We start from the raw sequence: 21,803 nt of genomic DNA on the forward strand, positions 1-21,803 counted from the left end.
GCCCGGCATCTTAAACTGCCAGTTTTTTTCTTCGTGTTCACCTTGGTGCCATAAATTGGCTAGGCTGACGCACCACAGTTAGTTCCATGACTAATATTTCGCGACGAAATTTATTGACTGGTGCCTTGGGCGCAGGAGCCCTGGGCCTCGTTGGCCCCACCGGTGCCGCATTGGCCTCTGGTGCTCCACGCTTGGTCCGTTCGCGTTTGGCATTAACCAGCGGCTTCTCCATGGGCGACGTTTCCACCAACAGCGCGGTGCTCTGGGCCCGCAGTTCTGGTGAAGGCCGAGTGCGCACGCAGCTGCGTGCCGTGGATGAAGCAGGCCAGATCATTCGTGGACGCGGATCCTTTGTTCGCACATTGAGAGGTGCCCAGGCCACCGAGGGCAGTGACTTCACCGCCAAAATCAACGCTGCCCATCTGCCAGCCGGAACACGATTCTCGGTCAGCATCGGTTTTGAAGATGAGAACGGCACCCTCGGCGAAACCCAGCAGGGATGGTTCAGCACTGCGCCGTCGGGAACCGGTCGCCGCAACCATGAGGCTGAGCGAGCGCAAAGTTTTGTCTGGTCCGGAGATACGGCCGGCCAGGGCTGGGGCATCAATGAAGAAATCGGCGGCATGCGCGCCTATGCCGCGATGCATGCCACCAAGCCTGACTTCTTTGTGCACAGCGGTGACACGATCTACGCTGACGGACCGATCCTTGCCGAAGTCCAAGAAGCGGATGGCCAGATATGGCGCAACCTGGTGACCGAGGAAGTTTCCAAGGTCGCTGAAACTCTGGCGGAATATCGGGGACGCCACCGCTACAACATGATGGATGCCAATGTCCGCGCGATGTATGCCGAAGTTCCAGTCATCGCCCAGTGGGATGACCACGAAACCCACAACAACTGGTGGCCGGGCGAAACCATCACCGATGAGCGCTACACCGTGCGCGACGTCAATACCCTGGCGGCCCGTGGCCGCCAAGCGTGGCAGGAATACCAGCCCATCGCCGATCCGCGTGCGATGAGTGGTGGCACCGGTTTTGAAGCGGCGCGAATCTACCGCAAGATTTCCCGCGGTCCTGCCTTGGATTTGTTCGCATTGGATATGCGTACTTTCAAGTCCGAAAACACGGACGGCAAGGAATCCAAGGAAACCGCGATCCTCGGTGAAGAGCAGCTGGACTGGCTGGTTGATGGGTTGAGCCAGTCCAAGGCCACTTGGAAAGTCATACTCAACGATCTGCCGTTGGGCATCATCGTCCCCGATGGCAAGGCGCAGGAATCCATTTCCAACGCTGACCACGGTGCCCCGCTGGGCCGCGAACTTGAATTGGCGCGGCTGCTCAAGGCCATCAAGGACCGGGGCATCAAGAACATCGTTTTCCTGACCGCTGATGTGCACTACTGCGCCGCCCACCACTATTCGCCCGAACGAGCAGCGTTCAGCGACTTCAACGAGTTCTGGGAGTTCGTTGCGGGCCCGGTCAATGCCGGATCCTTTGGTCCCAATGAGATGGATGGAACCTTCGGACCGCGGGTGGATTTTGCCTTGGCTGGCACGATTGCCAACCAGTCCCCGCGCGATGGCAAGAGCCAGTTCTTCGGGCATGTGGATCTTGATGAGCAGGATCTATTTACAGTCAGCTTGCGCAACGCGCTGGGTGAAACGGTCTACTCCAAGACCCTGGAACCGGCAAAATAAGCCGATTCTGACAAATAAGAAGATCATGCCTGCGGCGCTGGATATTCCAGCGCCGCAGGCATGATCTTTGGTGGAGCGTGGTCTTAGCGGCCGGTGCCGCCGTAGACGGTGGCTTCTACGTCGGTGTCCAAATCGAATGCGGTGTGGATGGCGCGCACAGCGTCGTTGAGCTTGTCGGCGTCGGTGACCACCGAAATGCGGATTTCGGACGTGGAGATCATGTCCACGTTCACTCCTGCGTTGTGCAGGGCTTCGAAGAAGGTGAAGGAAACGCCCGGGTTCGAGCGCATGCCCGCACCGATCAGCGAAAGCTTGCCGACCTCGTCGTTGTGCTCGATGTCCTCAAAACCGATCTCGCTCTTGGCGGTGTTCAATGCGCCAAGCACGTTCTTGGTCTCGGTCATGGGCAAGGTGAAGGAGATGTCGGTTTTGCCCGAGCCATGGGTCGAAATGTTCTGGACGATCATGTCGATATTCGCCTGGGCCGCGGCGATCACGCCGAAGATCTGGGCTGCCTTGCCAGGGATATCAGGCACGCCGATGACGGTGACCTTGGCTTCGGAGTGGTCGTGGGCGACACCTGAGATGATTGGCTGTTCCAAGGGTTCTCCCTCTTGAATTTTGATTTTGTCGTCGGGGTTCGGGAGCACCCAGGTGCCCTCGTGAGTGCTGAATGAAGAGCGCACATGCAGTGGCACGCCAAAGCGCCGAGCGTATTCCACGCAACGCAGGTGCAGGATCTTGGATCCGCTGGCGGCCATCTCCAGCATTTCTTCGCTGGTGATTTTCTCGATCTTTTTCGCCGAAGCAACTACACGCGGATCAGCGGTGTAGACGCCGTCCACATCCGTGTAGATTTCGCAGACATCGGCGCCCAACGCGGCAGCCAAAGCCACTGCGGTGGTGTCCGAGCCGCCACGGCCCATGGTGGTGATGTTGTTCGATTCCTTGCTCATGCCCTGGAAGCCGGCAACGATCGCGATGAAGCCGCGGTCGATGGCGCGGCGAATGCGCTGAGGGGAAACCTCCATGATGCGGGCCTTGCCGTGCGTGGAATCGGTGATCACGCCGGCCTGCGATCCGGTGAAGGAAGCAGCCTGTTCGCCAAACTGGTCAATGGCCATGGCCAGCAGGGACATGGAGATGCGTTCTCCAGCGGAGAGCAGCATGTCCATTTCGCGCGCTGGCGCATCGTCGGTGAGCTGGCCGGCCAGATCTAGAAGGTCGTCGGTGGTGTCGCCCATGGCCGAGACAACTACGACGACGTCGTGGCCCTGGGACTTGGTGTCAATAATTCGACGCGCCACACGCTTGATGCCTTCGGCATCTGAAACTGACGAACCGCCAAATTTTTGAACAATTAGGCCCATGGGCACTCACTCCACCTGTTGAAAGCTGTGACTCGTTATTGGCGCAAGGCACAACGCGAGGCATCTACCAAATAAATATTGTGACAGCTACGGGCCAAGTTCTCCTACTTGTGACGGTAAACATTGGTCATATTGCCTAGGAATATTCGCGGCTGTTGTTGAAAAACATGGGCTATTGCTTGAATTCAGCCAAGATTTGTCGCCAAAACCTCTTCCATTCAGACACCTGATCTGGTGTTTCAGCCTTAGTAATGTTAATGGCTATCGCTGATTTGTCGCCCTTAAGCCCAATATCCACTTGGGCCTTGGTGCCGTCGCTGAAGCTGGCACGCCAATAGCGCCAGCGCTCGGATCCACTGGTCCGTGCTGGTTCGGCTAGTGTTTGCCCATTGAAGGTTTCCATGCCAGAGACTTGTTCTTCCCAGCGGGCCAAGGCCGTATCCAAATCGGCGGCCAGGGTAGTGCTGACCGAGCCTTGGAAGGTCCCGTCTTGAGCCTGCCCCGGGAGTCGGCGGCCAATTTGCTGCTCGTAGGCGACAGCAACCGATTGTGCCCACCACCCGGGGTTGTCAAGTGACGGTGGCATGCGGGTGAACGCGAGCTCAGCGATTTCCTTATGCGTCAGCTCGCCGGCCTTGGCGTGCTCAAGCTGGCTGCTCCAGGTGTCCCATGGAATGCCGGTGGCATTGGCTATGGCTGAGGTATTGCTGCTCTTGGTTCCCATGGTTGAAGTCTAGGCAATGCCGGGTCTGCGGGGAAAGGAAAATGGCCGGGCGCCACGGTCGTCCCGTGATGCCCGGCCTGTCGCACCGGTGTTCAAATGCAGGCTAGATCGCCTGAATTTCCAGATTCAATCTGCTCAGCAGTTCAACCAGCCTGTCCAGGTCATCGTCAGCCCAGTTGCTCATGCGCGAACGAAGCTCGCCTCGCCACTGCTCAAATCCGCTGTGCCAGCGCTCTTTGGCGTGCTCGGTGGGGAGCAGGTCGAAAGCCCTGCGATCATCGGCGTTGACCTCGCGAACCACCAGGCTGAGCTGTTCGAGCTTGGAGATCATGCGTGAGAGCGTCGCCTTGTCGATCAGCAGCTTCTCGCAAATTTCTGATTGCGTGATGCGGCCATGGCGCAGGATCAGGCCGAGCACCGGCAAATAGCCTGGCGTCAGCTGGCCGTTGAGCCGATGGGCAAGTTCGCGCTTGAATCGTGCAGTGACCGCAATCAGCGAGAACAATTCCTGCTCTGCCAACGAATAGCGGTCCGCGCGATCCTTCGTGCAGGCAGAAGCATCTGTGCTGGTGGTATCCACTGGATTTCTCCTAGTTGCCGTTCGGCTTCATCGCTGGTTCGGTTCCTTGCTTGCTGGGCGCGGTTGGCTCCTGGATTTCAGCGCCTGCATTCTCGTCGACGGCAGCTATGCCATTGGCTTCAAGCGCGGCTTCGGCGTCAACTTCCTGCATGCGCTCGGTAGCCGTCTGCGTGGTCAGGGCCTGGTTGGGAATCAGGCAGACGGCAATCACGATGATCAGCGACAACGGGGCTGCGAAAGTGAACAAGGAAGGCACCGCGTCACCGTAGATGGATTCGAAGATGACGCGCACCGGCTCGGGCAGGGTGGAGATGGTTGGAAGGCTGCCCGAGGACAAGACCTCTGCGACCGCCTTGCCTTTTTCGCCCAGCGACCCGATGGCCTGCATCAAATCCGCCTGGCGATCGGCAATCATGTTCGGAATGGATGCTGCCAGGATGGCGCCCAATCCGGCGGTGCCGGCGGTGCCGCCCAAGGTTCGGAAGAAGTTGACCGAGGAGGAGGCAACACCCAGTTCCTTGATGTCAACGGAGTTCTGCACCACCAGCACCATGTTCTGCATGACCAGGCCCATGCCGGCGCCCAGGATGAACATGAAGGCCGCAACCAGCGCGTAGTTGGTGTTGTAGTGGATGGTTCCCAGCAGGAACAGTCCAATGACGATCAGCACCGAGCCGGTGATCACCAGCGGCTTCCATTTGCCGGTGCGGGAGATGAACTGGCCGCCGATGGTGGAGATGACCAGCAGGCCGCCCATCAGCGGGAAGGTCATCAGGCCGGCCATGGTGGCAGAAGCGCCACGGGCCATGATCATGTACTGGCTGAGGAACACCGAGGTGCCGAACATCGACACGCCTACGGCCAGCGAAGCGATCACGGCGAAGGTGAAGGTGCGGTTCTTGAACAGCGACATGCTCAACAGCGGTTCGGAGGACTTGATCTCGACCAGGATGAACGCTGCCAGCAGGAGCACCGCGCCAACCACCATCATCAGGCTGGTGGCCGAAGCCCACTCGAACTCGGAGCCGCCCAGCGACATCCAGATCAGCAGCAGCGAAACGCCGCCGGAGAGCAACAGGATGCCCCAGTAGTCGATTTTGACTTTGCGCTTGGCGATGGCCGGAAGGTGCAAGGTGCGCTGGATCAAGATGACCGCAGCGATGGCAAAAGGCAGCGCGATGAAGAAGTTCCAGCGCCAGTTGATGGTGTCGGTGACGAAGCCGCCGATCAGCGGTCCGCCCACGGTGCCGATAGCCATGACTGCGCCGAACAGGCCCATGTACTTGCCGCGTTCGCGTGGCGAGAGGAAGTCGGCCATGACGATCTGTGCCAGGGCGCCAACGCCACCGCCGGCCAGGCCCTGGATGACGCGCATGGCGATCAGGAAGCTGGTGGTCTGCGAGAAGCCCGCGGCAGCAGAAGCCAAGACGAAGATCGCCAGGGAGATCTGCAGCAGCAGCTTGCGGTTGCCCAGGTCGGCGAGCTTGCCCCAGATCGGGGTCGAAATGGTGGTCGCCAGCAGGGTAGCTGTCACTACCCAGGTGTAGGCGGTCTGGCTGCCGTTCAAATCCGAGACGATCACTGGCAGGGAACTGGATACTACGGTGCTGGCCAAGATCGAGACGAACATGCCCATGAGGATTCCGGTCAGGGCGGTGAGTATTTCACGGTGCGTCATCTTGGGCCCGGCGACCGGTGCGATTGCGGTCATTGAGCCTCCAAAAAGTTAAGGTCAGGTCCAAAGAGCCTGAATGGTTGATTGATGTCAACTATACGAGAATAGTTGACTAGTATCAACTATGGTGTTTCATTGCACACCGATATCCCGAGGGAAAACGGCATTAAAAGAGAACCCCGCATATCCCTTCGGTAAAGGGAGTGCGGGGTGTGCCAGGAAAAGGCTTATCGGCTGCGGTGGTTATCCATCTCTGGAACTACCGGGTGCGAAGGGCTGCCGTCGCCAGCCTTGGGGGTTTTCGCCGGATCAACGGCCCTGAAGAGCTTGGGCTCGGTGGCAGGACCCTTGCTTGGAGCATTTTCGGCTTTTCCAGATTCTTGGGCATCTTCGGCTGCGGGAGCCGGACGTCGCGCGTTCGACGCGCTGGACCCGGCGGTGCGACGGCCTTCGAAGGCCCGTGCCAGGGTGACTTCATCGGCATATTCCAGGTCTCCGCCCACCGGCAGGCCCGAGGCCAGGCGGGTGATCCGGATGCCCAGGGGAGCCAGCGCGCGCACCAGGTACACGGCGGTGGCCTCGCCCTCGAGATTCGGGTCGGTGGCCAGGATCAATTCGGTAATGGACTCGTCGGCCAGGCGCGTGACCAATTCGCGAATGTGCAGCTGCTCCGGGCCGATGCCGGCCAACGGGTTGATCGAGCCGCCGAGCACGTGGTACTTGCCGCCGAACGCGCGGGTGCGCTCAATGGCCATCACGTCTTTGGATTCCTCGACAATGCAGATCTTGGTTCCATCGCGGCGTTCATCGCGGCAGATGGCGCAGATCTCCTGCTCCGAGATATTGAAGCAGATCTCGCAGAACTTGACCTTCTCTTTCACCAGCTGGATGGACGCGGCCAGCCGCGTCATGTCCTCGGCATCGGCGTCAAGAATGTGAAAGGCAATGCGCTGAGCCGACTTTGGGCCGATGCCAGGCAAGCGACCGAGCTCGTCGATCAGTTCCTGTACAGCACCTTCGTACACGTGCGCCTTCTTTCTGCTTTGCTGGGAATCTTCCCTGTTACACCCTAGTGTCTCACCCCGACAGGATGCCGTGGTTTCCGCTACAGGCTGCGCTTGATTTCCACGACATTCCCGTTCACATCACGCTGCTCGATGACCATGCCGCCGAGCAGTCGTTCCACGGCGGGAACACCGATCAACGCGGAATCCTCGACCTCGATGTCATCGTCGCTGGGGACAAACTCCTCGGGCTCCTGATTCTGCGCAGCGCCAGGCGCCGCAGCTGGTCCACCCCACCCACCGGCAGTCTGCGCGGGTGCCGGCGCACTAGGCGAGCTCTTGGCCTGGTTCATCAGCTGCTGATAGCGGCTCATGCGCTGGCCTGCGGCTGGCGCGGCCGGCTCGTTGGACGTTGCCGTCTCCTGTTGCGGAGCGCCCCAGCCCGGAGCGGTTTCAGGCGCTGGTGCGGGCTTTGCCGGAGCAGGCGGCTGGGCATGCTGCTGTGGTGCTTCGGCGGCCGGAACCTGAGGTTCCGGTTCCAAAGCGGGCGCCGGATCAGCCGATGACCGCGGGGCCACCGGCGCGTGAACCTGTCGCGCTGGTTCTTCGCTTTCGCGAACGGCCAAGGCCTGGAACGAGTCCGTGGTGCTCTGCGGGTGCAGCGGCGTGCTCGAGACCGGACGTGGAATATTCGGCGTGCCAACTTCAGCCTGCCGGGCACTGAGCCCAGCAGTCAGCCGAGGCTTCGGTGCTACCGGAGGGCCTCCAAAACTGCGTGGCGCGCTTGACTGCTGAGGCTCTTGAGCAACAGCTGCCTGCGCGGGTTGCCCAGTGGCTTGAACAGGCTGGGCCGGCTCAGGCTGGCGCTGGGGTTCGCGTGCAGCTACCGGTTCTGGCGAGTAGTACGGATCATCCGGGAACGGCGGCTCGTCCATGAACGGCTCGTCATAGGGTGGTGGCACGTCATCGTAGGAGCTGGCGTAGCCGTCGGTGGCTCTTGCATCCGGCGTTGCTGGTGGCGGTGCCACTGGCGAGGCGGCCGGAGGTGTGCTGGCAGCAGGCGCCGGGGCGGCGGCTTGTGCGCGCGCAGCAGCACGCGCAGCTACCCCAGCAGAAGTTGCAGCCTTGGTGAACTTGGTTGGTGCTGGGGTTTGCGCCGGGAGTGGCCGGCGCTCACCTTTTGGGGAACCACCGCCAGCTGGGTTGGAACCGCCTTCGGTGAGTACTACTTCTATGGGGGAGCCGGCGAATTGCGAAACGACCCCGGTCAGGGTGTTCATCAAATCCGGCCGGTTGCGCAGGTTCACGATTGGACCGGTGTTGCTGAACGCCAAGGTGAGCGTGCGACCGTCAAAACCAGCGACAGAACCATAGGTTGCCACCATGGAATGCAGAACTCGGGAGCTTCCCTGCAACTGCTGCAGGATCATTGGCCAAGCCTGCTGGAACTTCACTACAGGGGAACCTGCGCCAGGCTGCTGCGCTTGCTGTTGAGCCGGCTGAGCCTGCTGTTGCTGAGCTTGCTCGCGGGCAGCACGTTCCTGGGCTTCGCGTTCTGCCTTTTCGCGCGCAATACGTTCCTGAGCTTCACGCTCGGCTTGCTCGCGTTGTGCCTGTTCACGAGCGGCACGTTCCTGGGCTTCTCGTTGTGCCTGCTCTTGCTGAGCCAGCTCCTGCTGTGCTTGAGCTTGCTGCGCCGCCTGGCGCTGCGCATCGAGTTCTGCCTGGCTGGGTTGCTGTGCCGGAGCCGGAGCCGGAGCCTGGGTTGTGGGAGCAGTCTCAACGGGTGCCTGCTGTTGAGGCGCGGGAGCAGCCGGCTGCTGGGCACGAGACTCGGCAGCCTTGCGAGCGAATTCGGCCATGGCCGGATTCTGCTTGACATCATCGATGGAAACCCCGGTGCCAAATGACAGGTCTTCGCCGCTGGCAGGATCTGGAACCAGGCTGAAAGGCGCAACACCTTCAGGGCGGGCTGCAGGAACACTTGGACCTGGCTGAACTTCGGTGGTCACCGAGAAGCTATCGTCCTTCGGACCCCATGTCGCACCCCAATCTGCAGCTTCGCCAGTGTTCAGCGAGGACTGCGCATCTGGGTCCAGCGGCGCATTAGGATCATCGTCGGCAGGTTGCGGCTGTTCCTTGGTTGCAGCCTGCTGAGCTTCCTGAGGTGGCTGAGGCTGCTGGGCCTGAACAGGCTGAACCTGGGACTGCTGACCTGGCTGCCGCTCCTGAACAGGTTCGGCCTGGGGCTGCTGAACTGGTTGCGCTGGCTGTTCAGCCGGCGCTTGCGCCTCTGGGGCAGGCTCTAGTCCTGGTGCTGGCATGGCCACGCCCTCGCGGCGGGCCTTGGCGGCGGCCAGTGCCTCACGCACAGCAGCCGCGCCCTGGCGAGCAGCACCAGGATTCGGCGTTGCACCCATCGAAGCCGACGAATCGGCGGTCTGGTCAACGTCAAGTGCTGGAAGCTCGCCACCGCTCATCGCGTGGCGTTCCAAGCGATCCAATCGTGCGGCAAAGGAAGACACCGAGTTCTCGGAACCCGGCAACATCAATCGGGCTGCTAGCAATTCCAAGTGCAAACGAGGAGAGGTGGCGCCGGTCATCTCGCTCAGCGCCTTGTTGGTGACATCTGCCCACCGCGAAAGCTCGCCGGCGCCAACCAGGCCAGCTTGCAGATGCAGGGCCTCCAACTGGTCCTCGGGAACACCGCGAAGGATCTTTTCCAGGCCCTCGGGCATGGCCTTGGCAATGATCAGATCTCGGAAGCGTTCAAGAATATCTTCAACAAAGCGTCGTGGATCCAAACCGGTCTGGATGATGCGGTCAATGGCGCCGAAGAGCCCAGCGCCGTCAGCCTCGTGAAGCGACAGGGTCACTTCATCCAGGAGAGTCGAATGGGTATAGCCCAGCAAGGCAATGGCGGTTTCGTATTCCAGTGTTCCTTCACGGGCACCAGCCATCAGCTGATCAAGAACCGAGAGGGTATCGCGGACCGAACCGCCAGCTGCACGGATAACCAACGGAAGTACACCCTCGGCTACCGCAACATGTTCGCGCTCGCACAAAACCTGCAGGTACGCCAACAAGGCCTCAGGCGGAACCAGGCGGAAGGGGTAATGGTGGGTACGGGAGCGAATGGTCCCGATAACCTTCTCGGGTTCGGTCGTCGCGAAGATGAACTTGATGTGCGCTGGTGGCTCTTCAACGATTTTCAGCAGGGCGTTGAAGCCTGCAGCGGTCACCATATGGGCCTCATCGATGATGAAGATCTTGTAGCGGTCGCGCGTCGGCGCGAAAGTTGCCCGTTCACGCAGGTCGCGGGCGTCGTCCACGCCACCGTGGCTGGCAGCGTCAATTTCGATAACATCCAGCGAGCCCGGGCCGCCATTGGCCAGCTCAACACAGCTAGGGCAGGTGCCACAAGGTACCGGCGTTGGACCCTGCTCGCAGTTCAGGCAACGCGCCAAGATTCGGGCGGAAGTCGTCTTGCCGCAACCGCGTGGGCCGGAGAAGAGGTACGCGTGATTAACGCGGTTTTTCTCCAGAGCCGTCATCAGGGGAGCAGTAACGTGTTCTTGTCCGATGACGTCGGCAAACGTATCGGGACGATACCTGCGATATAGCGCTGTACTCACACCGGTTCCCTATCGGTTGCGTGATGCCGGGGGCATCAGCTGTTGGACGATATTTTCAGGTTCTACGATCCACGGCTCACGGGGCAAGTTCACCGGATCGAAAGCTTCCAGGGCTGCCAGCAAACTCGTGCTGGGCAAGCCCAATGACTCTAGCAAAATCGCCACAACATCGGCTGGATGTACCCCATGTTCGGTGATCTCTTCGAGTGTTACAGCACCATCGCGCTTGGCTAGGCGCTGGCCCTTGGTATTCAGAGCGAGCGGGACGTGGGCGTATTCCGGAACGTCGTAGCCCAAGAGCGTTGCCAGATACCCCTGTCGTGGCGCGGAAGAGAGCAGATCATCGCCACGCACAACTTGATCAATTCCGGAGAGCGCGTCATCGACCACGACGGCCAAATTGTAGGCAGGAGCACCATCATTTCGAACCAAGACAAAATCATCAACTACGCCGGCATAGCCGCCAGCCAGCAGGTCGTGAACCGAGAATTCGGTTACCTCGGTGCGCAGGCGCAAGGCGGCAGGACGGTTTTGTGACTTGGCTTCACGTTCGGCCGGGCTCAGGTCCCGGCAGGTACCCGGGTAGGCGCCGGGTGCTGCATGCGGCGCGCTGGCAGCTTCGGCGATGTCCTTGCGAGAGCAGAAGCAGGGGAACACCAAGTCCTGCTTTTTGAGCTGTTCTACGGCGTCGAAGTAAATTGGCAGGCGTTCGGATTGCCGCAAGAGTGAACCGTCGAATTGCAGGCCCAGGGACTCCAGCTCGGAGATTTGGAGGGCTTCGGCGCCGGAGCGGACCCGGTCAAGATCTTCAATGCGCAACAAGAAATCACGTTGCGTGGAACGAGCGAAGAGCCAAGCTAGGACCGCCGTGCGCAAATTGCCGAGGTGGAGTGGCCCCGAAGGGCTAGGGGCGAAACGGCCAGCGCCCACGTGGACTCCCCTTCGGCTTGCGTGAAAAAGTAAAGACCCCTCATGCACCTGCCAGAGCCCATCTACCCTTGCTACCTTCCGGTCCTGGGGGAGTTCAACAGGATGACACCACACGAGGGGTCACCGAAAATACTACCCGAGGGTGGTGCTTGGATAAAAATCGGGCAGCGTGCGCTTGCTCTCAGGCCCTGAATGTAAAACAAGAAACTAAGTGGCGAATCCGGGCGTGAAACTTCATCTTGTTTCCCCGTCGACTGGTTCTAGCCATCCGAGTACCTTGCGCACTCTGTCATTGAGTTGAACTGTCGGCAGCATCGGCGTTTGCTCTTTTTCAAAGTCGAAATTCTGCACATTGGTGACACTGCCCGGAAGTTCGATGCAAACCACGCCATGCGGGGAACGCCAGTTCACGGATCCATCGGCCAGGTAGGTGGCTTGCCACCCCAAGGCGTGTTTGAACATCTGATGCCGTTTGCACAAAAGGTGGGTGTTGGTCCGAGAGGTGTGCCCGCCGTTGGCCCAAGCATCAATGTGGTCGATCTCAGAGGTCTCCGCTGGACGGTTGCAGCCAGGGAAACGGCAACAAATATCCCGGCTGCGCAGTAGATCGCGCAGGGCCTTGGACGGCCGGTATTTCTCACGGCCAACATCTATTACGGCACCAGACCACGGGTCGGTGAGTACCTTCATGAAAGATGGGGCATCCTTGGCAATGCGTAACGCGGTTCCGATAGGTATGGGCCCGTAGCCTTCCAGATCGGCCAGAGCACACTGGGGATCGGCCAGCATCTCGAGGGCGGGAATGGTCACCGCAACTCGTGCCTTGAGCGGAGTGCCCCCGCCAGCTGGCCATCCGTCAATGAGTGCATCACAGATGATGTCCAGGCGCCGTTGCTGTTCGGTGCGTTCATCCTCGGGATCATCGTGTTGCGAGGCATGCCAATTAACGGTGTTGATGATGCTCAGAGTATTTTCGGCAGGCATGTACAACTGGATCACGGACATCCCATTGGGTTCGTTCCAATAGGTGACCTTTCGGTCTTCAGCACTTTTCTTATGCCGTTCTTCAATAGGGCGAGGGTGAAGGCGCTCGTGGATCTTGCGAGCCCTGTGGGCAACGGCGGCATCCGAGGCGGTCCGGGCAATGGGCAACAGGGTTTGCTGCATATGCCGTACATCTTCCGGCTCAAGATCCTGGGACTGTTTGACGATCTCTTGAGCCGTTCTGGTGGTGATCTCTCCGCGACTTAGCTCTTCAAGAGTTTCAGGACAAAGGTGGCGTAAGCCTTCTGCGATGAACAATCGGTCTCGAACATTCGCCTCGGAGGCTCGTAGCGCCATGGCAGCCTCGGCTACAAACGAAGAACGAATGACCGTTTCTTCCGAAGGGTTGATGCCGTAGTACTGGGATGACTGTTCTTGAAGCCCGTCAGTTGGCGTCTGGATAAGTGGGTCTTGGCTGCCTTGGGCTGAAGACTCTTTCACCGCATGTTCATACGCGTCCGCCAATACTGCTGCTTCAGCAGCGTCCAGCATGCTCCGTAGCCGGGACACGATTTTAAGCGTTCCCAGGCCCCGGTTGGTTGTGAGTGCAGGCAACCGGTCGTAGAGCTGTCGCGCCGTGGCGGCAATCTGCGCAAAAAGGTTATCTTGATCCAGATTCGCAGCCCAAAGACCAAAATCTCCCGGTGTGGTGCGTTGTCCAGGAGGGCCAATGTGCAGGCGTCGAGGATCATCGCTGCTGTGAAATACCTCTCTTTTGCTCATGAATAGCAGTATCGTGGCTCATTTGAGGGGCGGAACCGGAAAGTTGCGGGGTGGGTATATCCTCTGAAATCACTGGATTTCAGGGGAGAATGGCTTAAATGGTGGTGCCGGAAACGGCAAGAGAACTCTCGATTCGTGATTGAGCGAGAATTTAGATATGCTGGATCCTGCTCCTCGGAGCAAACTGAGGAGGATTCGCCTAGCGGCCTATGGCGCACGCCTGGAACGCGTGTTGGGTTAACGCCCTCAGGGGTTCAAATCCCCTATCCTCCGCCAATTTTAATGCCTTGGTTCATCATGGAAATGATGAACCAAGGCATTATTTTTTTGCCTTCTGAGTTCGGGCGAATATTTCCCGGTATGATCCGAATCAATTGACGACCAATCTTTTGACGAGGCAGGACCATGGCAAGTGTATTGAGCGAGATTTCGGTGGATTGCGCAAATCCAATGCTCCTAGCTCGTTTCTGGTGCGAAGTGCTGGACTACGTGGTACGAGAAGAAGAAGTTGGATTAGTCAGCATTGGTCCGCAAAATGACGGCGGCGCATCCGTTGTTCTGACTTTCGCCCAGGTTCCGGAGCAGAAATCGATCAAAAACAGGCTGCACCTGGATGTCCGGCCGCGTGGAACTGAGCAGCAGCAAGAAGTCGACCGCTTGCTGTCCTTGGGAGCCACATACGCAGGCGTCGGACAGGATGATGACGTGACGTGGGTGGTACTTACCGATCCTGAAGGCAACGAGTTTTCTGTCCTCGCTGGCAGTGATTGAGCCGATAAAAACAAGAAAGACCTGTTGGCCTCAACTCGAAGAATAATTTCGAGCCGGGACCTACAGGTCTTCCTAGTTCGCCTCCTCGCGTGGAGGGAGCCGGTCGAGCTATGCGCTCTTCTTGGCTTTGACGACTTCTGGGTAGTGGATTGCAGCGGTCTGTGGGTGAGCGCGCAACCAGCCCTTGAGTACATTGGCGCCGTACGAAGCCAGCATTGGATTCTCCGGGTCATCTGAGACGCCACGGGCTTGGGCAGCCAGCTCTGCGGGCAGCTCGACCTTGTCGATGACCGCGTCGAGCCGTGGCGAGTAGAAGAACGGCACGGAGTAGCGGTCAACGCCGGCAGGTGGAGCAATCACGCGGTGAATGGTGGCCATCAGGTAACCATCGGTGGCGACCTCCAGCATTTCGCCGAGGTTGACGACCAGCGCGCCCGGAGTTGGCGGAACCTCAATCCACTTTTCCTGGCCGTATGGCTGCACCTGCAGCCCGCCGACCTGGTCCTGCAGCAACAGGGTTACGAAGCCGTAGTCGGCGTGCAGGCCAACACCTTGGTTTCCCGACTCGGGAACTACATCGCCGGATACGTAGTGAACCAGCTTGCCCATCCACGAAGGGGTATTGGCAAAAGGCTCATCGAAATGGTCCTCGGGCAGCCCCAGGCCCACGGCAATGGCTGAAAGCAGCTCATGTCCAGTCTTGTTCATCAGCTCGGCCCAAGCCATGGCACGGTCTTCGAGCTGTGGGAAATCTTCTGGGAACTGGTTAGGTCCCTGCAGGTTCAGGTAGGGCTTGTCGTCTGGCACTACAGCGAGGGCTTCACGCTCGGGCCCGTAGTCGATCTGCTCGCGGGCGTCGGCGCGGCCGCGGGTGATCTCGGTGCCCATGCGGGTGTAGCCGCGGAACTGGGCGCTATTGCGGTTGTCGAGCTTAATCTTCTGCTCGACCGGCTTGTTGAAGAACTCGGCGATGGTGTCCAGCAGCTCTTGGTCTTGGCCTTCTTGGGAGCTGTAGCCAACGATCTGGAAGAATCCAACACGATGGGCCGCGTCACGAAGTGCAGCGACGAAATCTTCATTGAAGGTGCCGTCTGCGTTGCGCGAGGTAGAAATGTCGAGGACTGGGATCTCGGTGACTACGTTTTTCATATCCCCAGAGTGCACCTTATGAAGGGATTGTTACCAGCCTAAGTTACGCCCGGTTCCTCCAAGTTTCTCGCGATGTCACAATCCTTGCGAAGAAATAAAATGAGGTCCATAATTCGGTTTTCCGCCATTGGCGAGGAATCTGAATCATCCGAGACGGGTACCTGCCAGCGCTCAAAAAGGCGCAACTATCCCAGTGCGTATACAGCATACGATGCGGGTCCTTGGGCTGTTCAAGAATGACGTGCTGCTGGATCCTTGTAACTGGACGCAGCCGTGGCTGACGTCGTGCAACGGCAACTTGGTTCGGTGATTGTTACCCGAGGTTCACGGTGGCAGGCCCATTCAATGCCAGGACTGCCCGCGTTTTTGGAATGTGGAACGGCAGGAGCTTTCCGGCGGCTCTCCAACAATGGCCGAGTGATGGCCCGTGGGTTCATATGCGGCCGCTGGGTTCAACCGGCGACTGGGCCTGGCGGCTACTACTTGTCCAAGTACGCACTGCCCGTGCAGCAGTTAATTCCAACGATCTGAATACTCGGAGCTTATGCTTGAAAGGTGATATTTCGAGCAGTAGGTGACGGCCGACCATACCCGGCACATGGGCTGGTCTCCTCTCGCGACTGGAGCGAATTGCCCCCGCAACAGGTGAAGCTGGATCAGCTGGTTACTACCAAATCCACTCTTGATCTGGAAGCACTGCTCTCAGAAGATTCCACATTCTACGGTGACCTGTTCCCTCACGTCGTTCGATATGACGGCGTTTTGTATCTAGAAGACGGTGTGCACCGTGCATTACGTTCTGCGCTTCATCATCGCTCTGTAATACATGCACGGATATTGGATTTGGACGACGATTCGATAAGCTAACTGCCACGAGGATGACGAGGTGGTTCTCCTCAGCTAGTCGTAGCCACAGGCTACCCGGAGCTAGGTGGGAAGATGCGTGAACGCGAAGACCCGGGCGAATGGCACGGGGCGCATATTGTTGATGAGCAAGACCTGAGCTTCAGCTCGGATCGCAAGGCCAAGAAGCGTGCGCGCAGACGGCAAAATGCGGTGTTTACCGTGATGGCAGTTCTTGTCATAGCCGTAACCGTGGGCGCACTGCTCATTGTTACCGGAAACTGGAATCCGGGAGCAGAAGCTACGACTGAAGAAACCGCAGAGTCGGCTCCGGCAAAAATTGAGAACGTGAAATGCCCTGAGGTGGACTTCTCATACCAGGACCCGCAGAGCTTCAGGATCCGGGTGCTTAATACGACGAATATTGCCGGACTCGCTGGTGATACCGCAAAGTCGTTGGAAGAACGCGGTTTTAAGATCTCGTCGTTGACCTCGGGCTGGACTTCGCTTTCTGGCACGATCGGCGCTGTCATTGCCGGGCCAGACGGCTACGCCCAGGCATTCACCGTCCAACGCCAGGTACCCGGATCGGTGTTCATCTTCGACCCGGAAAAGTGGGGTTCGACGGTAGACCTGGCGGTCGGCGAGAAATTCGAGGGCCTGCAAAAAGACCGCAAGCTGGATCGGTCCGCCGGCAAGCTGGTGTGCGCGCCGGCGGAGTAGCCAAGCTGGAAGTCCGGACCTACTGGGCCTGTACGTTCTCCGCGTAGACCTGGGTCAATGCGTTGGAGAAGACCTCAGCCGGTTGTGCACCGGAAATACCGTACTTTCCGTCGAGCACGAAGAATGGAACACCGCTAATTCCAAGCTGCTGGGCCTGTGAAATATCGGCGTTGACTTCCTCGGCATAAGCACCGGCTTCGATCTGCGCACCCAGTTCTTGGGTATCAAGTTCCAACGATCCAGCCAGCTCCAGCAGGGTTTGAACATTCCCTGTGTCCAGCCCCTTTTCAAAGTGCGCCGACAGCAGCAATTCCTTCATCTCATTGCCGGCCCCGTGCTGCTTTGCGTACTCCAGAACACGCAAAGCGGTAAAGGAATTGGCTACCTTGAGATTCTCGAAGTCGTATGCCAGGCCTTCTTCTGCAGCCTGGGCGGTTACATGCTGCAGCATCTGCTGGACCTGCGACTGATCCAACCCCTTCATCTTCGACAGGTATTCTGCTTCGCTGCCGTCATAGTTATCGGGCAAGGATGGGTCCAGCTGGTAGGCATGCCAGTACACATCGACGTTCTGCGAATATTCAAAAGATTCAACGCCCTGCTCAAAGCGGCGCTTGCCAATGAAGCACCAGGGACAGGCGATATCGGAGAAGATGTCGACGCGTAAGCGCTTGGACTCGGCAGGCTGATCGCTAATAATTTCACTCATACTTGAGCTAACAACTTTGTACTGAAATGCATTCCGCAACCCCAGCGAACCGGCCACTGCCAAACGCTGGAATACTGGGAACGAGACAACGGGGTCCGGGATAACGGGCATCTAGAGAAAGCGGTGCATATGGCAAAGAATCTTCGTTGGGGCGGAATCCTCTTTGCCGGAGCCATCACCGCAATGGCAGGGTTTGTGGACGGCGTCGGATTTGTGCACTTTGGCGGCTATTTCTTGTCGTTCATGTCCGGGAACTCCACGCGTTCTTCCGCGGCGCTGATGACCGGTGATCTCACGGGGTGGATCAATGCCATGTCATTGGTGGCAAGCTTTGTCGTTGGCGTGGTCATCGCGACCCTGTTGACTTCATCTCTGGCTGCTTTGCGCAGGCCGCTAGCCATGTACCTCAGTGCCGGATTGCTCCTGGCTGCCGCTGCGACCGGAACCGTCCAGCCGAACGCCACAGCACTCTTATTGTCGGCCGCCATGGGGGTAGTGAACGTGTCCTACACGCGTTCTGGCGAAGTCGCTTTGGGACTGACCTATATGACCGGCACGCTGGTCAAGCTCGGCCAGGCCCTCGGCGGCGCGATCCTTGGGCTGGTGACAGGTTCCAACCAGGGGGTCAATCGGTTGCTATGGCTTCGCTACGCGGTGCTGTGGGCCATGATCACGGTGGGATCGCTCGGTGGCGTATTCGCCTACCTCCATTTGGGCCTGGGCAGCCTTTGGATTGTCGGAGCGGGGATGCTCCTTTGGGCCACCCTGGCCTTGTTCCAGGAACTGCGTGCCAAGGCCGATCCACGCTCAGGACCTGCAACTGCCAACACAGACCGGCAGCGAATCGACTAGGAAACATCCAGATACGGCAACGGCGCCCAGCCTCATGAATGAAGCCAGACGCCGAAGCGAAAAACGCGGGACTAGCCCTGCAACGAATCGCTATCCTGCCTGATCGCGGCCGCCGGGCGCACCAGCACCTTGTACAGCACGCCCAGCAACAACAGCCAGGCAATTCCGGTGTACAGGGCCACGCGGGTTTCGGCGCTCAGTGCCAGCAGGACCACGACCAGGGCCATGAAGATCAGGGCCGCCCACACAGCGATGGTTCCTCCCGGCACAGCATACTCGCGAGGCAGCGAGGCGTCGCGCCCAGCCTTGGCTTCCTGCCGGCGCATGGCCAGATAGGAGGACAGGATCATGATCCAGACCCAGACGGTGGCGAAGGTCGCGATCGAGGCAATGATGGTGAACAGCGCCTCTGGCAACAGGGCATTGAGCACCACTCCGGCCAGCAGCACGATGGCCATGATGACCACAGTCATCCACGGCACGCCGTGGCGGGAGACCCGGCCGAAGGACTTCGGAGCATGGCCGGCGACGGACATCGCGTAGAGCATGCGCCCGGCACCGAAGGTATCGGCATTGATCGCCGAAATGGCCGCGGTGATGACCACTGCGTTGAGCACATGTGCCGCAGCAGGCAGTCCCAGGCCATCAAAAATCTGCACAAACGGTGAAGCCGAACCGTCGATCTGGCGCCAGTCGAAGAGCATCATGACCACAGCCAGCGAAGCCACGTAGAACAGCAGGATGCGCCAGGGCACGGTGTTGATCGCGGCGGGCACCGAGGTGGATGGATCATCGGCCTCGCCCGCAGTGATGCCGATGGTTTCGATGCCGCCGAAGGCAAACATCACTACCGCGAAGGACAGCAGCAGGCCCATGAACCCGTTGGGGAACAAGGTGCCGGCGCTCATCAGCGTGGCGAAGCCGGTGGCGGTGCCGGTGTCCGGGGCATTGAAGCCGAAGATGATCAGGGCCGCGCCGCCGACGATCATCGCGATAATTGCGGTGACCTTCACGATCGCCAGCCAGAATTCGGTTTCACCGAAGACCTTGACCTTCATAAGATTGATGGAGGCGATCAGCAGCACCACGGCCAGCACCCAGATCCACTGCGGCACCTGCGGGAACCAGAAGCCCATATAAATGCCGAAGGCGGTGACATCGGCGATGGCCACAATGGCCATTTCAAAGCTGAAGGTCCAGCCGGTGACAAAGCCGGCGAAATTGCCCAGGTAGCGCGAAGCGTAGTGCGCAAAAGATCCGGACACCGGATGCTTCACGGCCATCTCGCCCATGGCGCGCATGACGATGAAGACGGCTGCGCCGCCGATCATGTACGCAAAGAGGACGGCTGGTCCGGCGGCCTGGATAGCGGAGGAGGAGCCGTAGAACAGGCCCGTTCCGATCGCTGAGCCCAGGGCCATGAAGCGGATGTGGCGGGCCGTGAGCCCACGGGCCAGTGAGGCCTTGATATCGGTCACGATAGTATTGCTCGGATCCTATTCGGGTGCATTCGATCTGGGCCTGAAACCGTTGGATACAGGAATCAGCCGAGAAAATCCTATGTTCTCATTGGGCTTTGATGCGCGGAACGTGGGACAGATCTACCGTGAGCTTAACCACCAGCGGTTGCTGGTCCGCACACATCAAGTGGGAGAATGGGCTCATGAAACTTGGATTCGTCCGCCACGGACAGACGCAATGGAACCTTGAAGGCCGGCTGCAAGGCTCCAGCGATATTCCATTGAACGACACCGGAAGGTCCCAGGCCCGCGACGCCGTGCAGGTCCTCGGCGCCGGAGGCTGGGATGTCATTGTCTCCTCCCCGCTCTCTCGCGCCCGCGAAACCGCGCAGATCATTGCCGAGGGACTGGGCCTGGAATTAGGCCCCAGCTACGACCTGCTGATCGAGCGCGACTACGCGCAGGGAGAGGGCATGGTCGAGACCGAAGCACTGGCACTGTGGCCGGATAAAAACGGCGGCGGAATCGAACCGCTGGACTCTGTAGTGGACCGCGGATTGCGCGCCATCGAGCAGATCGCAGCAGACTACCCGGGCAAAAACGTCGCCATCATCTGCCATGGCACGATCATCCGCTACACCCTCTCTCACCTGGCCGGCTACAAGCTCGATACCATCCGCAACGGCTCGGTAGCCATTGTGGGCCGAGACAAGGCAGGAGCATGGCAGCTGGAACTGGTCAACGACGAAGTCCCGGACAAGCTGGTCCATTAGCCATCAAGGACTTCGCTGCCCTCGGGCAGCACCGCGCGAATGCAGGAAGCCAGCTGCGAATCGCGCTGCCGGGTTTTGAGCGCTGCCAGCCATGAACCCAGGGACCGGTAGGCCTTGGCACGCACCGCGGGCGCGGAGAGAAAAACGTCATGCAGGGCTCCGGGCAAGCGCAGGACATGCAATTCCCGGCCCAAATCCAGGCTGCGCTGCGCCACCACCTGCACATTCAAGGCCACATCGGCACGGGTGGCGGTGTCGTGCCAGCGGGGCAGCAGGTAGTCCTCGGCCGAGAGCATCACCAGGGTGGGCATCTGCAGGTCCAAGCCCTTTTTCACCTTGGCTTGCGCGTTGAACACCGCAGCGATGAATCCGGCGGTGAGCTTGAAGCCATTGACCGGCCGCCAGCCCAGGTCGTAGTCCCACTCGCCGGAAAACTGGTTGGACACGGTGCGCGTGTAGAACCCCGGATCAACGGTGGGCAAAAATCGATGGGGGTTGCGCGCACTGGCCGCCTGGATGATGCGGGCCAGGGCGGTGCGTCCGATTTCGCTGGCCTGGAATTCCAGCCAGGGGCTGTTCAGCGCCAGCGCATCGACCTTATTGGGGTTGGCTGCCGCATACATGGAGGCGCTGAGCCCTCCGGTGGAATGCGCGAGCATGACAAACCGGGTGCCCGGGTGGGCACTGGAAATAATCCGGTGCGCAGCATCAAATTCCTCGAAGTACTCCTGCAAATCAGTGGTGAACCCGGGGCTGATGCTTTCGGCAAGGCCGCGGGCCTTGTCGATGGGCAGATTGCGCCCGTAATGGCGCAGGTCCAGCGCGTAAAAGTCTGCACCGGCCTCGCTGAGGAATTCGGCCAGTTCCTTCTGGAAGAAGTAGTCGGACCAGCCATGCACATAGAGCACCGAAATTCCGCGCAGCGGTGGGGGCAGGCGCAGTTTCTTGCGCGGGCGATGCCGCACCAAGGTCGCGGTAGAACCATCGGCCAGCGGCAATGGCCTCAAACTGAAGCCATCTCCGAGCAGGTCGGGCTGCCAGAGATCTTCGGCGGGGCTCTTGAACGTCAATGCCATGGCTACAGCCTAGCCACTGCGCACAAAAAACGGCATCCGCCCGCTGGACTGGTTACCAGCGGATG

18 protein-coding genes, 1 tRNA gene and 1 other RNA gene are annotated in these 21,803 nt (G+C 59.5%); 7 read left to right on the forward strand and 13 right to left on the reverse strand.

Going from position 1 to position 21,803, the window contains the following annotated elements; all coding sequences use genetic code 11:
- Positions 1-86 precede the first annotated feature (86 nt).
- Positions 87-1,697, forward strand: a complete 1,611-nt coding sequence (locus tag AC6CHO_RS08405; RefSeq protein ID WP_498214605.1) for an alkaline phosphatase D family protein — start codon at positions 87-89, stop codon at positions 1,695-1,697.
- Between the two features lie 83 nt (positions 1,698-1,780).
- On the opposite strand, the gene AC6CHO_RS08410 is transcribed toward AC6CHO_RS08405, so the two are convergent.
- From AC6CHO_RS08410 to AC6CHO_RS08450, 9 genes are all read right to left on the reverse strand, one after another.
- Positions 1,781-3,067 (reverse strand): aspartate kinase, encoded by a 1,287-nt coding sequence (locus AC6CHO_RS08410; RefSeq protein WP_060700467.1) that lies wholly within the window; start codon positions 3,065-3,067, stop codon positions 1,781-1,783.
- 172 nt (positions 3,068-3,239) lie between these two features.
- Positions 3,240-3,791, reverse strand: coding sequence for a hypothetical protein (locus AC6CHO_RS08415; RefSeq protein WP_498214606.1), 552 nt, complete (start codon positions 3,789-3,791; stop codon positions 3,240-3,242).
- Between the two features lie 103 nt (positions 3,792-3,894).
- Positions 3,895-4,371, reverse strand: coding sequence for a MarR family winged helix-turn-helix transcriptional regulator (locus tag AC6CHO_RS08420; RefSeq protein ID WP_060700469.1), 477 nt, complete (start codon positions 4,369-4,371; stop codon positions 3,895-3,897).
- A 10-nt stretch (positions 4,372-4,381) separates the two neighbouring features.
- On the reverse strand, positions 4,382-6,082 hold the full coding sequence (locus AC6CHO_RS08425; RefSeq protein ID WP_498214607.1) for an MFS transporter: 1,701 nt from the start codon (positions 6,080-6,082) through the stop codon (positions 4,382-4,384).
- Between the two features lie 191 nt (positions 6,083-6,273).
- Positions 6,274-7,071 carry a recombination mediator RecR gene (recR, locus tag AC6CHO_RS08430; RefSeq protein WP_498214608.1) on the reverse strand — a complete coding sequence of 266 codons (798 nt, stop codon included), beginning with the start codon at positions 7,069-7,071 and terminating at the stop codon, positions 6,274-6,276.
- An 80-nt stretch (positions 7,072-7,151) separates the two neighbouring features.
- On the reverse strand, positions 7,152-10,685 hold the full coding sequence (locus AC6CHO_RS08435) for a DNA polymerase III subunit gamma and tau (protein ID WP_498214609.1): 3,534 nt from the start codon (positions 10,683-10,685) through the stop codon (positions 7,152-7,154).
- A gap of 9 nt (positions 10,686-10,694) precedes the next feature.
- Positions 10,695-11,615, reverse strand: coding sequence for a tRNA glutamyl-Q(34) synthetase GluQRS (gene gluQRS, locus AC6CHO_RS08440; RefSeq protein ID WP_498214610.1), 921 nt, complete (start codon positions 11,613-11,615; stop codon positions 10,695-10,697).
- 28 nt (positions 11,616-11,643) lie between these two features.
- Positions 11,644-11,740, reverse strand: an RNA gene (ffs, locus tag AC6CHO_RS08445) — signal recognition particle sRNA small type.
- A 109-nt stretch (positions 11,741-11,849) separates the two neighbouring features.
- Complete coding sequence (locus tag AC6CHO_RS08450) at positions 11,850-13,382, reverse strand: HNH endonuclease signature motif containing protein (protein WP_498214611.1); 1,533 nt, start codon at positions 13,380-13,382, stop codon at positions 11,850-11,852.
- A gap of 188 nt (positions 13,383-13,570) precedes the next feature.
- Here AC6CHO_RS08450 and AC6CHO_RS08455 point away from each other — a divergent pair.
- Positions 13,571-13,658: transfer RNA gene (locus AC6CHO_RS08455), tRNA-Ser, on the forward strand.
- A gap of 129 nt (positions 13,659-13,787) precedes the next feature.
- Complete coding sequence (locus tag AC6CHO_RS08460; RefSeq protein WP_498214612.1) at positions 13,788-14,153, forward strand: VOC family protein; 366 nt, start codon at positions 13,788-13,790, stop codon at positions 14,151-14,153.
- A gap of 108 nt (positions 14,154-14,261) precedes the next feature.
- Here AC6CHO_RS08460 and AC6CHO_RS08465 read toward each other — a convergent pair whose 3' ends face one another.
- Positions 14,262-15,302: an isopenicillin N synthase family dioxygenase gene (locus AC6CHO_RS08465; protein ID WP_498214613.1), complete on the reverse strand. Its 1,041-nt coding sequence runs from the start codon at positions 15,300-15,302 to the stop codon at positions 14,262-14,264.
- 555 nt (positions 15,303-15,857) lie between these two features.
- Between AC6CHO_RS08465 and AC6CHO_RS08470 the strand changes: the two genes are divergently transcribed.
- Positions 15,858-16,169, forward strand: coding sequence for a type II toxin-antitoxin system VapB family antitoxin (locus tag AC6CHO_RS08470; protein WP_075972394.1), 312 nt, complete (start codon positions 15,858-15,860; stop codon positions 16,167-16,169).
- Between the two features lie 72 nt (positions 16,170-16,241).
- Positions 16,242-16,868 carry a LytR C-terminal domain-containing protein gene (locus AC6CHO_RS08475; RefSeq protein WP_498214614.1) on the forward strand — a complete coding sequence of 209 codons (627 nt, stop codon included), beginning with the start codon at positions 16,242-16,244 and terminating at the stop codon, positions 16,866-16,868.
- Between the two features lie 19 nt (positions 16,869-16,887).
- Here AC6CHO_RS08475 and AC6CHO_RS08480 read toward each other — a convergent pair whose 3' ends face one another.
- On the reverse strand, positions 16,888-17,577 hold the full coding sequence (locus tag AC6CHO_RS08480) for a DsbA family oxidoreductase (protein WP_498214615.1): 690 nt from the start codon (positions 17,575-17,577) through the stop codon (positions 16,888-16,890).
- A gap of 129 nt (positions 17,578-17,706) precedes the next feature.
- Between AC6CHO_RS08480 and AC6CHO_RS08485 the strand changes: the two genes are divergently transcribed.
- Positions 17,707-18,429 carry a YoaK family protein gene (locus tag AC6CHO_RS08485; protein WP_498214616.1) on the forward strand — a complete coding sequence of 241 codons (723 nt, stop codon included), beginning with the start codon at positions 17,707-17,709 and terminating at the stop codon, positions 18,427-18,429.
- A gap of 71 nt (positions 18,430-18,500) precedes the next feature.
- Here the strand turns inward: AC6CHO_RS08485 and AC6CHO_RS08490 are convergent, their stop codons facing one another.
- Positions 18,501-19,850, reverse strand: coding sequence for an amino acid permease (locus tag AC6CHO_RS08490; protein WP_498214748.1), 1,350 nt, complete (start codon positions 19,848-19,850; stop codon positions 18,501-18,503).
- A gap of 242 nt (positions 19,851-20,092) precedes the next feature.
- Here AC6CHO_RS08490 and AC6CHO_RS08495 point away from each other — a divergent pair, with 242 nt between their 5' ends.
- The gene (locus AC6CHO_RS08495) at positions 20,093-20,662 is read left to right on the forward strand and encodes a histidine phosphatase family protein (protein ID WP_498214617.1); all 570 of its coding nucleotides are present in this window, start codon (positions 20,093-20,095) and stop codon (positions 20,660-20,662) included.
- On the opposite strand, the gene AC6CHO_RS08500 is transcribed toward AC6CHO_RS08495, so the two are convergent.
- A complete protein-coding gene (locus AC6CHO_RS08500) occupies positions 20,659-21,738 on the reverse strand; it encodes an alpha/beta hydrolase (protein ID WP_498214618.1) in 1,080 nt (359 codons plus the stop codon). The genes AC6CHO_RS08495 and AC6CHO_RS08500 overlap by 4 nt on opposite strands.
- Between the last annotated feature and the right edge of the window lie 65 nt (positions 21,739-21,803).

Source organism: Glutamicibacter sp. GQ173 (genome assembly GCF_059759215.1).